The 13,106-nt window shown below is 57.8% G+C and carries 12 protein-coding genes and 1 pseudogene; 1 reads left to right on the top strand and 12 read right to left on the bottom strand.

Translation table 11 applies throughout. From position 1 onward, the window contains the following. Window positions 1-18: 18 nt before the first annotated feature. The 10 genes from phnP to phnF are packed head-to-tail and all read right to left on the bottom strand — an operon-like array spanning window position 19 to window position 7,580. Window positions 19-789, bottom strand: a complete 771-nt coding sequence (gene phnP / locus JK231_RS08365; protein ID WP_211728364.1) for a phosphonate metabolism protein PhnP — start codon at window positions 787-789, stop codon at window positions 19-21. Further along, window positions 786-1,322: a ribose 1,5-bisphosphokinase gene (gene phnN, locus JK231_RS08360; RefSeq protein WP_211728363.1), complete on the bottom strand. Its 537-nt coding sequence runs from the start codon at window positions 1,320-1,322 to the stop codon at window positions 786-788. Before phnN ends, phnP begins: the two co-directional genes overlap by 4 nt. Continuing rightward, entirely contained in the window at window positions 1,322-2,458 is a 1,137-nt protein-coding gene (gene phnM, locus JK231_RS08355) for an alpha-D-ribose 1-methylphosphonate 5-triphosphate diphosphatase (protein WP_211728362.1), read from the bottom strand. The genes phnN and phnM overlap by 1 nt, the downstream gene beginning before the upstream one ends. Continuing rightward, complete coding sequence (gene phnL / locus JK231_RS08350) at window positions 2,455-3,159, bottom strand: phosphonate C-P lyase system protein PhnL (protein WP_034824574.1); 705 nt, start codon at window positions 3,157-3,159, stop codon at window positions 2,455-2,457. The genes phnM and phnL overlap by 4 nt, the downstream gene beginning before the upstream one ends. An 18-nt stretch (window positions 3,160-3,177) precedes the next feature. Continuing rightward, the gene (gene phnK, locus JK231_RS08345; protein ID WP_039332167.1) at window positions 3,178-3,939 is read right to left on the bottom strand and encodes a phosphonate C-P lyase system protein PhnK; all 762 of its coding nucleotides are present in this window, start codon (window positions 3,937-3,939) and stop codon (window positions 3,178-3,180) included. Next, the gene (locus JK231_RS08340) at window positions 3,929-4,777 is read right to left on the bottom strand and encodes an alpha-D-ribose 1-methylphosphonate 5-phosphate C-P-lyase PhnJ (protein WP_058962106.1); all 849 of its coding nucleotides are present in this window, start codon (window positions 4,775-4,777) and stop codon (window positions 3,929-3,931) included. Before JK231_RS08340 ends, phnK begins: the two co-directional genes overlap by 11 nt. After that, on the bottom strand, window positions 4,770-5,846 hold the full coding sequence (locus JK231_RS08335) for a carbon-phosphorus lyase complex subunit PhnI (protein ID WP_211728361.1): 1,077 nt from the start codon (window positions 5,844-5,846) through the stop codon (window positions 4,770-4,772). Before JK231_RS08335 ends, JK231_RS08340 begins: the two co-directional genes overlap by 8 nt. Next, window positions 5,846-6,421 carry a phosphonate C-P lyase system protein PhnH gene (gene phnH / locus JK231_RS08330; protein ID WP_034824582.1) on the bottom strand — a complete coding sequence of 192 codons (576 nt, stop codon included), beginning with the start codon at window positions 6,419-6,421 and terminating at the stop codon, window positions 5,846-5,848. The genes JK231_RS08335 and phnH overlap by 1 nt, the downstream gene beginning before the upstream one ends. Next, complete coding sequence (gene phnG, locus JK231_RS08325) at window positions 6,421-6,867, bottom strand: phosphonate C-P lyase system protein PhnG (RefSeq protein WP_211728360.1); 447 nt, start codon at window positions 6,865-6,867, stop codon at window positions 6,421-6,423. The genes phnH and phnG overlap by 1 nt, the downstream gene beginning before the upstream one ends. Beyond that, window positions 6,864-7,580, bottom strand: coding sequence for a phosphonate metabolism transcriptional regulator PhnF (gene phnF / locus JK231_RS08320; protein ID WP_211728359.1), 717 nt, complete (start codon window positions 7,578-7,580; stop codon window positions 6,864-6,866). The genes phnG and phnF overlap by 4 nt, the downstream gene beginning before the upstream one ends. A 310-nt stretch (window positions 7,581-7,890) precedes the next feature. On the opposite strand from phnF, the pseudogene JK231_RS08315 reads away from it, so the two are divergent. Then, window positions 7,891-10,056: pseudogene (locus JK231_RS08315) on the top strand (EAL domain-containing protein). A 108-nt stretch (window positions 10,057-10,164) separates the two neighbouring features. Here JK231_RS08315 and JK231_RS08310 read toward each other — a convergent pair. Together JK231_RS08310 and JK231_RS08305 are read right to left on the bottom strand one after the other, a co-directional pair. Beyond that, the gene (locus tag JK231_RS08310) at window positions 10,165-11,007 is read right to left on the bottom strand and encodes an oxidoreductase (RefSeq protein ID WP_211728358.1); all 843 of its coding nucleotides are present in this window, start codon (window positions 11,005-11,007) and stop codon (window positions 10,165-10,167) included. A gap of 83 nt (window positions 11,008-11,090) precedes the next feature. After that, window positions 11,091-13,106 carry a hydantoinase B/oxoprolinase family protein gene (locus JK231_RS08305; protein ID WP_211728357.1) on the bottom strand — a complete coding sequence of 672 codons (2,016 nt, stop codon included), beginning with the start codon at window positions 13,104-13,106 and terminating at the stop codon, window positions 11,091-11,093.

Raw genomic sequence — 13,106 nt, 5'->3', positions numbered from 1 at the left:
TTGATGACAGTAAAATGATTAAACAGTGACAGCGTGTGAGGAACCGACCGTGATGGTCTGACCGTCAGTAGCCGCCAGCACATTGTCCGGTAAGCGATTATTGAGTAACCAACTGTCCATCTCATGGCTCAGGTGGATAAGCCAGGCCTGGCGCGGCGCCAGCTGTTCAATAATCTGCAATGCGCGCGTCACATCATTATGATTGCGCACGCTTTCTCGCGGCGGGTCATTGCAGTCAATCACCAGCTGATCCAGCGATTGACCATCAAGAAAATCTGCAGTGTCCGGGGGTAGTCCGCAGGTATCACACAGCCAGGCAAGACGCGTACCGTGCCAGTCGAACAGGTAGCCATAAGTGAGTTTTGAGTGCTGTAACGGCAGCGGCGTGACCTGCAACGTCCCGAAACTGTGAGGCACAAAAGGCGTGAGCGCGGAGCGGAAATCCAGCAGGCCCGGATGCTTAAACAGGTCATTACAGCCCTTCTCATCCGGTGGCGCCCACACCGGAATCGGTTCACCCAATCCCCAACGCAGGCTAAAGAGTCCCGCTACATGATCCATATGAAAATGGGTCAGTAAAATGCGGCTCAACTCGCCGGGACGAAAGCGCTGATGCAGATCGTGACGTCCGGCATCCAGCAAAATACGTTCGCTGCCGGTGTCAATCAGCGCACTGGTGGCAGCACGAGCGCGTCGTGGCTCAAGACGTGCACGTTCGCAAGCGTGGCAATCACAGCCAAACAGCGGCGCAGATTGCACGCCTCCAGTACCGAGAAAAGTGAGTTTCATGGCGGATGCTCCAGCAACTGGCGCAGCCGGTCGAGCGTATCGCTCAGTGCGCCATCGTTATTGAGCGGATGGCAGTGCGCAGGCAGCGGTTCTGCCGCACGCGCCAGCCGTTTACCGATTTCGGCTTCACTTTCACGTCCGCGCTGCCGTAAACGCATTTCCAGCACCGCCGGAGAGACTTGCAGCACCAGCGGCAACAGTTGTGCCCCGTAATGCTGCTCAACAATCGGCAAATGCAGACGTGAACCATTGACCAGCACATTTAAACCCCGCGCCAGCCAGTGGTCGATCTCCTCTCCCAGCCCGTAGAACAGGCCGTGCGCCTGCCAGCTAATGGCAAACAATCCCAGTGTCTGACGCCGCCGAAACTCGGCCTCGCTCAGCGCCACATGGTTTTCGCCCCCGGCATCGGCCGGACGCGTAATGTAGCGATGGGCGATGACCAGGTTATCCGGCGGCGCTTCGCGTAGCGCATTCAACAGACTGTCTTTACCCGAGCCCGAAGGCCCGGTTAGCCAGATCAGGCGCGCCATCAGAACACCAGCCTGCCCTGCGACCAGACGTGGCGAATGTGAGGATGCCCATGTTCGGTATGCGCCAGCACCAGGTCGGCACGCATGCCTTCGCCAATCACTCCGCGATCGTGCAAGCCAATAGCGCGAGCCGGATTACGTGTCACCAGCGCGGCGGCTTGTGGCAACGTCAGGCTGTTGCGCTCATCCGCCACTAAACGGAACACCGCGTCCAGCAGGCTCGCCGGGTAATAGTCGGATGACAGAATATCCAGCAGGCCATGGCTGGCCAGCTCCCAGGCTGCCACGTTGCCGGAATGCGAGCCGCCGCGTACGATATTCGGCGCGCCCATCAACACCTGCATACCGCATTCGCGCGAGGCGCGTGCGGCCTCCAGCGTGGTGGGGAATTCAGCAATGGTGCTGCCCACATCGTGTGATTCGGCAACGTGTGCCGCTGTGGCGTCATCGTGGCTGGCAATCGGAATGCCGCGCGAACGGCACAGGCCGGAAATGGCGTTGCGGTTCGGGGTGGAGAACTCAGCGGCCAGCGCCAGTTGCTCACGCTCGAACTGATCCATCTGCTCATCATTAAGCGAATATTTGCCCTGATAATAGAGGCGATACATCTCCAGTGAAGCGTACTGACGCTGACCTGGCGAATGGTCCATCAGCGACACCAATGACAGCTCCGGCGTACTCATCAGCTTTTCGAACAGCGGCAGTGTGGTGTTATGGGGCAACTCACAGCGCAGGTGCAGATGGTGATCGACACGGTTAATGCCTTTGCGGTTACTGTCCTGAATCGCGTTGATCATCTTGCTCAGGTTCTCAATGCGATGACCGCCGTCGCGCACATCGCCGACACCAATGGCATCCAGCACCGTGGTAATACCGCTGGCGACCATCAGCGCATCGTGGCTACTCATTGCTGAGTGCGCCGGCCAGTCCACTTTCGGACGCGGCGTGAAGAACTTATCGAGGTTATCGGTGTGCAACTCGACCAGACCTGGCAGCATGAAGGCGTTTTCGCCATCCAGTGCGCCCGCTAATTGGCTGGTACTGTCACTGAAACTGGCAATGCGACCCTCACGGATTTCCAGCGAACCGGTGACAACTTCATGTTCCAGCACCAAATGGACGTTATTGACGATCATGCTTCTGCTCCTGTTTTAACCGGCTGCATGACGTGCAGGCGATCGGCCACGCGTGCGCGCACCGCTTCGTCATGGAAAATACCCACAATGGCGGCACCACGGGTGCGCGCCTGTTCAATCAATTCCACCACCGCGGCGCTGTTGGCACTGTCGAGGGAAGCGGTAGGTTCATCCAGCAGCAGCACTGGATAGTCGGCGATAAAACCACGCGCGATGTTGACGCGCTGCTGTTCACCACCGGAGAAAGTGGATGGCGCGAGTGACCATAAACGCTCCGGCACATTCAGCCGTGTCAGCAGCTCTTTGGCACGTTTCTCGCAGAAAGCACGCTCCACGCCGCGCTCTAACAGCGGTTGCATTACGATCTCCAGCGTCGGGACGCGAGGGATCACCCGCAGGAACTGGCTGACCCAGCCAACGGTTTCGCGGCGAATCGCCAGTATCTGGCGCGCGGGAGCCTGTGCCATATCGATCCACTCACCCTGATGTTGCAGCCAGATATGACCGCTGTTGGCCTGATAGTTGCCGTACAGCGCGCGCAGTAAGGTGGATTTTCCGCTGCCGGAGCGACCGTGCAGCACCACGCACTCACCGGCGCACACTTCAAGATTGGCATCCTGCAGCACCGGCAGCTCGGCGCTGCTCTGGTTGTGCAGCACAAAGGTTTTGCTGAGTTTCTCTACGCGCAATAAAGGTTGCATGTTGATGTCCTGATGAAGTTAAGCCAGCACCGATGAAACCAGCAGTTGGGTGTAGGGATGGTGCGGATCATCCAGCACCCGATCGGTCAGACCGCTCTCCACCACTCTGCCCTGCTTCATCACCAACAGACGGTGCGCCAGCAAGCGCGCCACGCCGAGATCGTGCGTGACAATCACCACCGCCAGATTGAGTTCACGTACCAGGGTACGCAGCAGATCCAGCAGTCGCGCCTGCACGGATACATCCAGTCCGCCGGTCGGCTCATCCATAAACACCAGCGTGGGCTGGGTCACCAGGTTGCGGGCAATCTGCAAACGCTGCTGCATACCGCCGGAGAAGGTGGTCGGCAAATCGTCAATGCGGTTGGCGGGGATTTCGACGTCCTGCAACCAGCGCATCGCCTCTTTACGGATATCGCCGTAATGGCGCTGGCCGACGGCCATCAAGCGCTCACCGATATTGCCGCCTGCCGTGACCTGCGGACGCAATCCATCCAATGGATGCTGATGCACCACGCCCCACTCGGTGCGCAGTAAGCGGCGGCGATCGCTTTCACTTAGCTGATAGAGATCCTGAGCGCGATAGAGAATGTTGCCCTGCTGTGGCGCTAAACGCGCCGACAGGCTGCGCAGCAGCGTGGTTTTGCCGGAACCAGACTCGCCCACAATGCCCAAGACTTCCCCTGGATAGAGTTCAAAGCTAACGTCTTCAAAACCTTTGCCTGGCGCATAGAGGTGCGTCAGATTGTTGACCGCAAGCAGCGGCTGTTCACTGTGCATGTTGTTGTTCCTGCTGCTGGTGGCAAAAATCGGTATCGGAGCAGACAAACATGCGCGTACCGGCATCATCCATGACCACCTCATCAAGGTAGCTGTGGCGTGAACCGCACAGGGCACAGGGTTCATCCCAGCTTTGTACGGTGAATGGGTGGTCGTCGAAGTCGAGGCTTTCCACTTTGGTGTACGGCGGCAGCGCGTAGATGCGTTTTTCACGGCCAGCACCAAACAGCTGCAGTGCGGGCATCATGTGCATCTTCGGGTTGTCGAATTTCGGAATCGGCGATGGATCCATCACGTAGCGATCGTTGACCTTGACCGGATAGGCGTAGGTGGTGGCGATATGGCCGTAGCGGGCGATATCTTCATACAGTTTGACCTGCATGATGCCGTACTCTTCCAGTGCGTGCATGGTGCGAGTTTCCGTTTCGCGTGGTTCGATAAAGCGCAGCGGCTCAGGAATCGGCACCTGGAAAATCAGCACCTGATCTTCCTGCAGTGGCGTCTCCGGAATGCGGTGACGCGTCTGGATCAGCGTGGCATCTTTGGTGGCTTCAGTGGTCGCTGCGCCGCTGACGCGCTGGAAGAAACGACGGATGGATACGGCGTTGGTGGTGTCATCCGCGCCCTGGTCAATCACCTTCAGCACGTCGCTGTCACCAATGATGCTGGCGGTGATCTGGATCCCGCCAGTGCCCCAGCCGTAAGGCATCGGCATTTCTCGTCCGGCAAACGGCACCTGATAACCCGGAATCGCTACCGCTTTGAGGATCGCGCGACGAATGGTGCGCTTGGTCTGCTCATCCAGATAGCCGTTGTTATAGCCGGTTAACTCACTCATCGTTTTGCTCCTGAACCTGTTCACGCAGCCGTTTCAGCAACTCCAGCTCCGCCTGGAAATCGACGTAATGCGGCAGTTTCAGATGCGAAACAAAGCCCGCCGCTTCCACGTTGTCGGCATGCGACAGCACAAACTCTTCATCCTGCGCCGGACCGGCAATACGTTCATCGTAATCGGGTGCTTGCAGGGCACGATCCACCAGCGCCATTGCCATCGCTTTACGCTCTGAGCGCCCAAACACCAGGCCGTAACCACGGGTGAAGTGCGGCGCACCTTCAGTTTGCGTGGTGAAGCCGTTAACCATTTCACACTCGGTCAGCAGGATTTCGCCGATATCAATCTCGAAGCCCAGCTCTTCCGGGCAGATTGATACGCTGAGATAGCCGGTGCGAATCTCACCGGCAAACGGATGGTTACGCCCGTAGCCACGCTGGGTGGAATATCCAAGCGCCAGCAGAAAACCTTCATCGCCGCGTACCAGCTGTTGCAGGCGTGCCGCGCGCGTCGCCGGATAACCGGGCGGCTCGCGGGTGATATCGCACGGCTCGCTGCCATCATCCTCTTCACGCGCCGCCAGACCCTCTTTGGTCATCATGCTGAACACGTGCGGACAGCGTTCAGGCAGTGCCTGATCGTCACGCGGTGCCGCCGGGATTTCACCGTTGGCCAGCAACGTGAAATCGAGCAGACGATGGCTGTAATCGTAAGTGGGGCCGAGCACCTGGCCGCCCGGCAAATCCTTGTAGACCGCCGAAATACGACGTTCGATGCGCATCTCATCGGTTTCCAGCGCCAGGCTGTCGGCCAGACGTGGCAAGGTGGTGCGATAGGCGCGCAGCAGGAAGATGGCTTCCACCAAATCGCCGCTGGCTTGTTTAATCGCTAAGGCCGCGAGCTGGGGATCGTAAATGCCGCCTTCGGTCATCACGCGATCCACCGCTAATCCCAACTGTTGCGCGACCTGATCGCAACCCAGTTCCGCCACGTCACGGTCGCCACGGCGCAGATCGGCCTGAAGCTCATGGGCGCTGGCTATCGCCTTCTCGCCCCCTTTCACCGCAACGTACATCAGCACACCTCCACGTCAGTGGTGCGTGGCAAGGCCATCATCGCTTCACCGCAGGTGAAAATCAGATCCACGCCCAGTGGGAACGGATGCGGACGCTCGCGCAGATAAGTCAGAATCGCTTCCGGCAACTGTGGCGCGATGGCGCGTGATTCACGCAGGCCAGGGCCGGACAGGCGCAGGGTTAAACCCCCATTCAGGGAAGGCACTTCAATGATCAGCGTGGTGCTTTTTTCCGGTGACATATTGTCGCCCGGCGCGAACTGCGCAGGATCCGGATTTGACGCTGCATGGGTTAAGGCAAACGGTGCATGGCGCTCTTCCACAATCGGCACACCGGTGTGGAAACGCAGGTTGTTACGCACGATTTCGCTGTCTACACGGCTATCCAGCCACAGCGCACTCTCCTGATCCACCAGCGTCAGCAGTACCGCCGTCGCGGCAGGAGACAAATCGCCCCAGCCCTGTTCCAGCGGCAGTGAGACCATGACGCCTGGCTCGCTCATGGCTTTCAGGATGCGACGAAAAGCACGCTGTGAATCGGCAACCGGATGGTTAAAACTGGCGAGTAATGTCATTAGTTATCTCCGCGTACCAGCGTAAAGAAGTCCACTTTAGAGCTGGCGATTTCACGTGCACGCAGCTGACGCTGCTCTTCACGCAAGGCCGCCAGCGGGGCAATTAATTTTTCCTGCAACAGCGCATGGGTTTCCGGCTGTTGCAGCAGCGCATCAATCACGGCGCAGCGTTCGGCATGGGCTTTATCGCGGCCCAGCACATAGCTGAAGCCAAGGGTGCCATCGTACAGTTTCACTACGGCACGCGTGACGGTGGCATCGCCCATTACGAAGCGTTTGCCGCTACCGCCCATGCGCGCCTGCAAACGGGTTAAACCGGTTTCGGCGGGACGAATCGCTTCAAATTGTGCATTGAGGTGCAGCGACTGCCAGTGGGCATTTAGCTGGCTGGCTTCGCTGTGCGCGAGTACCGATAGCCAATGCTGGCGAGCGGTTTGCTGTTTCATTCATGCTCCAGAGTCAGTTCAATCATGTCGCCACGCGTCAGGCTGACGGAGTATTCCGCTACCTGACCGTCACGGTGTTTATTCAGGGTGCGCACGCACAGCAGCGGTGACTGCAGGGCAATCTCCAGCTGTTTACACTCTTTAGCCTGGGCGCGGCGGGTGCTGATTCGGGTTTGCGAACGCGTTAAATCGAGGCCAAGGTGCTGCTGCATAAAGTCATGCAGCGAGCCGTTCTGGAACTGCTGTATCGCCGGCCACCAGCTCAGTTCCGGCAGGAAGTGATTGATGACACACACCGGTACGCCATTGACGCGGCGCAGCGTGCGCAGATGAATCACGTTGTCGCCTTCATTAATGGCCAGTGCACTGGCCACGTCGCTGCTGGCCGGTCGCAGCACTGCCAGCAAACGTTCGCTGGTCGGATGGCTGCCCTGCTCCAGCAGGTTTTGGCTAAAGCGCGCCTGCGCATGCAAGGGGTAATCATAGGGACGCATCAACACCAGGATGCCGACGCCGTGACGGCGTTGCAGCAGCCCTTTGTTCACCAGTTCATCCACCGCGCGGCGCAACGTATGGCGGTTGACTTCATAGTGCTCGGCTAACTGCTGTTCGGAAGGCAGATAGTCACCGCAGCGATAACGCTCTTGCAGTGCCTGCTCCAGTTGGGCGGCGACCGCCTGGTAAACAGTGGTCGGATGTCTGGATATCTCCATCACGTTCAATACCTCATTCGCTAGGGTTGAGGAACGCAGCGACAAGTGCTGCGAGATGGCGACTACAGTGCGCGAGCCAGATGACAGCGCCGTGACGACTCAATGACGTGAGGATGAATTTGCTATAGGGCAGCAGGATCGAAGCGAAACGGCTGCGGTTGTGATAAAAAATTTTTAACTGTTGCCTTTGTGACAGTGTTCAAAAAATTATCGCTTATTTTCACCGCTTTATCGCTTTCCTTACTGGGTGAAGCTTGCGTAAAGTCTGCTAACGTTATTGATGAGCCCTCCTTGTCACGCGAACCTTAAAATGATTAATACAATCAAACTGTCAGATGGATTCAGACGCAATTTCGTTCGGGAAGTGATTTTGCCTTTGGTGGCGATTTTAGTTTTAGCCTTTGCCGGAGCAGGTGTTGGCTTGTTCTGGGGCAACTCGCTGAGCAATGAACAGGCTCGCGATCAACAGCAACGCATGATTGAGGCCTCCTTTAGCCAAAGTTTGAATGAACATTTGCGTCAGTTGCGCAGTTTGACTCGCTGGTCGCCTCTCGCTGACCAATTGGCGTTGGGCGTGCCGGATCAGAACTGGTTAGATCAAAATATCGGCGGCTGGCTTTATGACATGTTTGACCACCAGTTGATTCTGCTGATGGATCGTAACAATCAGCCACTGGCGGTCTGACGTGAGGGTAAACGCGTATCCAGTGACAGCGTAGGGCAATACCTTAAAGACATGCTGGCCAGTCCGCTCGTGGTGAGCAGCGATGAGGTGGCGGGTCCCAGCGATCGCGCCGATTTCGTGCGCATTGGGCAACGTGCCGCGGCCCTGGCCGTTGGCGATATCAGCAGCACCCGTGAAGCAGGCCGCTATAGATTAGTGAGTATCAAATTCCTCGATGATGGCTATTTACGTAATCTGGCGGATCGCAGCCAGCTGCAGCAGCTGCATTTTAGCGATGGCGCGCCGCAGCCCGGAACAGATGCACTCTACCAACTGAATTCACAGCAAGGCGATGCCGTGGGTTACCTGAGCTGGCTACCGGATAAACCCGGTGCGCAGATGTTGCGCATGCTCGGCCCTTCAACACTGTTATCCGTGCTGCTGATTACCCTGCTCTGCCTGTTTATGGTCAGACGCATCTGGACCTCCTCTCTCAATCTGTCGCAATCTTTGCTTAAGCTCGGTGCCAGTGAAGCGCAAGCGCAGCATCTGGCTTTTCACGATGTGCTGACCGGGTTGCCGAATCGGGCGCTGGTGGAAGATCGGCTGACCCATGCGCTGGCGGCATCCGCCCGGCACGATCAGCGTGTGGCGCTGCTGTTGCTTGATCTCGATCGCTTTAAAAACATCAATGATACCTATGGTCATCATGCGGGCGATGAGTTGATCATTGAGGTGGCGCGCCGCCTCACGCACATCTTGCGTGCCAGCGATACCGTAGGACGCATCGGTGGGGATGAATTTATTGTGATGATGCCTGACGTCGATAACATCGGTCAGGTGCAGGCATTGGCAAAACGCATTATCAGTGAGCTGAGTGAAGCCTATGAGCTGCAAGGCAGCGAAGTCTGGGTTGGGGTTAGCATCGGGCTGGCGCTGGCCCCTAAAGATGGCATTGACCGCATGGAGCTGATGCGTAAAGCGGACATCGCGCTCTATGAGGCGAAAAACAGTGGTCGCGGCCAGTATCGCCAGTTCGAAAAAGTGATGGATGAATCGCTGCGCACCCGCCAGCAGATGGCGACGGATTTACGTCAGGCGCTGGTCAATTTCGATGGCCTGCGCGTGTGGTATCAACCCCTGATGGAGATCAGCGGACAGCGTGTGGTGGGATTAGAAGCCCTGCTGCGCTGGCAGCATCCGGTACGTGGTGATGTCTCGCCGGGTGACTTTATCGCCATCGCCGAAGAGACCGGGATGATCATTCCGCTGGGCGAATGGGTATTACGTGAAGCCTGTAAAACCTCACTGAAAATGCCGCAGGTGATTGTGGCGGTCAACGTTTCTCCCGTGCAGTTCCGCGCCAGTGGCTTTGTGGAGCGCATCGTTGAAATTGTGCGTGAAGAAGGCGCCAATCCGCATCATCTGGAACTGGAGATCACCGAAGGCGTATTGATTTAGGATGAGCACGAAGCGCGTAATAACATCATCGCGCTGCGTGAGGCCGGTTTCCGGATTGCGCTGGATGATTTTGGCATCGGTTATTCCAGCCTCAACTATCTCAGCACGTTCCCGGTCGACAAAATTAAGATTGATCGCTCCTTCACCCAATCACTGGGCGTGGCGCAAAATTCTGCGGCAATCGTTGAATCCGTGGTGCGTCTGGGTCACGCTATGGGCTTAACGGTGACCGCTGAAGGGGTCGAAACCGAAGGCCAGAAAATGGCACTGGCCGATGCGGGATGTAATCAGCTGCAGGGATATCTGTTCAGCCAGGCCGTACCGTTTGAAGAGATTGAAAAGATGATATAAATGCCCAGCGGGAGGAGAGTGTTCCGCCCTACGGGCATTGACGTCAAAACCGCGCCGCTCGCGTTTAATCCGGTTAGCGGTGGCGGCGCGATCTACCCTGCACCAGGGTTATGACGGAAAATCTGTATCAATCGACGTCTGTTTCCAGTCTTCGATCTGCGCCAGGCGCTCTTTCAACTTATTGGTCACCGCCTCATAACCCCATGCGCCCATCACCAAATGGCGCGGAGGATTGTCATGTTCGGTGATGGCAATCATCGCCGTGGCCGCGCGTGCCGGATCGCCGGCCTGGGTGCCGCTGTATTCAGACGTGGCTTTCATGCGCGCTGCCGCCGTGTCGGCATACTCCGGTAAGGTGCTCGGCGTCTGATGCAGCGAACGCCCCGCCCAGTCGGTGCGGAATGGCCCCGGTTCAACACAGGTAACATGAATGCCCAAAGGTGCCGCTTCAACCGCCAGTGAATCAGACCAGCCCTCCACGGCGTGTTTGCTGGCCGAGTAGTAGCCTGAGCTGGCAAAACCAATGAATCCGGCCACTGAGGTGATATTGATGACGTGTCCACGACGCTGTTTGCGCATCGCCGGTAATACCGCACGCGTTAAGGCAAACAGGCCAAAGACGTTGGCATCGAATTGATCACGGATCTCGCGATCATCACCCTCTTCGACTGAACTCTGATAGCCGTAACCCGCATTGTTGACCAGCACATCAATGGCACCGAATTTCTCCAGCGCCGCGTGAACCGTGCGATCGATACTGCTCTGATCGGTCACATCCAGTGCCACCGCAAGTGCATTGTCATGCCCCGCCACCAAATCCTGCACTTTCGCCGGGTCACGCGCGGTCACCACGGTGTGAAAGCCGCGCGCAATGGTCTGCTGCGCCAGCTCCCGGCCAAAGCCGGTTGAACAGCCAGAAATAAACCAAACGGGGGTGTTTGCTGAAGCCATAGTGACATCCTCTTAAGTGCGCCCGATGAACCGTCATCGGGCAACAAAAGACTATGGCAAAGCCTGAAGCTGAATATTAGCGCTTAGTGCGACCGGTTCATCATCGCCGGATAGCGCTGTTGCAGATTTTGAAAGATAGCCTGCATCTGCGCGTCAAGTGCTGCCGGTTGTGTATCTGCTATGGCTGGCTTAAGTGCAACGGGTTGTGCCTCCGCCGCCACGGCGTCAAACACCTGTTGCTTCAGGAAGTGGCGCCAGCTGACCGGCGCTTCTGCCAGAAACGCGGTGAGCAACGCATAGCGCGCCGGTGTCCACTGCTGTTCAAATGCCGTGCGTGCCGGGCCGTGATCAAAATGCTGCCGGGCTTCGCGCTGCATCTCAGCGCGTAAACGCGAAGTGGTGACCTCATCCACCTCATCATTGATGATCGCCACGCCATAGCTATCACGTGCCACTGGCACTGAAACAAATCCGCAGCGCACATCCTGCAGCACCGCCGCCGGCTCGCGCTCCACCGGCAGGCCATACCCTCCCGCGCCCGGACCGCGTACCTCAACGATATCGCCTGGCTGGCAACGAATGACATCGGTGTTGCCGTGTTCAATGACCTTGCCGTTGCGCAGCGTGCGGAAGTGCGACAATGCCCCTGACTCACCGCCTAGCACGCCAGCCGAGGCGAACACTGACCGGTTGCGATTGCGCGCCGTTACCGTGGTGTTGGGCGCGGTAATTTCAAACGCCATCTCCGTGGCCAGACCGCCGCGATAGCGCCCGGCACCGGCACTGTCCGCCGCCAGCCCATAGCGATGGAAATGGATGGGGACTTCTGCCTCGTTGATCTCAATAGGCGTGTTTTTCAGAAACGCCGATAACCCGCCAGAACCATCCGGGCCATCATGACGTGGCGTCCCGCCCGCGCCACCGCCGACAGGCCCTAGCGAGGCCACGACGCTGCGGTTCTGACTATCGCTGGTACGGATATTCATGATTGAGTTGCCGCCGGGTGAGTTAGCCGGTAAGCGATTGGGCAATGCCTGGGAGAACACGCCAATGGTGGCGATCTGCGACAACGCGCAGGTCAGCGAACGCATGCCTACCGCGGCGGGCGCTTCACAGTTCATTACGGTGCCCGGCGGCAGGATGGCGCGCGTCGGGCGTAAGGTGCCCGCATTAAGCAGCAGATGGCGATCCAGCGTTGAGAGCACATAAGTCACACCCACCAGCGCCAGCGGATGCCGTTCACGGCCGCCGGTGGGCATATTCAGCGAGGAGGCCAGCTGCGGATCGCTGCCGGTGTAATCCAGTTCCAGCGTGTCGCCGCTAATGCGCAGCGTGATCGCCACGCGGCACGGATAGCCGCCTTCACCATCTTCGTCGGCAAAGTCAGCATAGAAGTATTCACCATCCGGAATGGTGGCGATAATGCTGCGCGCCTGCGCTTCGGCGTAGTCCAGAATGCCTTCAATGCCCTGCAGGAAATCCTCAATACCGAAACGCGCGATGATGTCATGGATCTTACGCTCGCCCACGTTTACCGAAGCAATCTGCGCTTTGAAATCCCCCCAGTTTTGCTCTGGTACACGCACGTTGAGGCGCATAATGCTGGCGACTTCTTCATTCAACTCACCGTTGCGCACAATCTTGAGTGGCGGAATGCGAATGCCCTCCTGCACGATATCGGTCAGCGAGCGCGACAGCGAAGCCGGCACCGCACCGCCCACGTCGGTGTTGTGAATATGACCCACCACAAAACAGACAATTTCACCGTTATGGAACACCGGCTTCCAGATGTGGATATCCGGCGAGTGGGTGGCCACATTGCCCGCATACGAATCATTGGTGATGCAGATATCGCCCTCTTCGTAATGATCGATTAACGCCAGCACCGGGCCGTAATCGATGCCGCTGTACCAGGGCGCGCCAAAGCTGCGTGGCGAAGCGAACGCCATGCCGTCACGGCTGACAATCTGACAGGAAAAATCTTCGGTCTCTTTAACGAAAGTGGAGTGCGCGGTGCGCATCAGCGTAAATGCCATCGCATCGGCCGCAGCGGCACAATAGTTCGCGAGAATTTGCAGGTTACGTCCGTTAATGGCCAT

The sequence above is a fragment of the Pantoea sp. JGM49 genome (assembly GCF_018257655.1).
Lineage (GTDB): Bacteria > Pseudomonadota > Gammaproteobacteria > Enterobacterales > Enterobacteriaceae > Pantoea > Pantoea communis.
Note: the sequence above shows the minus strand (reverse complement) of the source record. Positions and strands in the feature narration are given on the sequence as shown.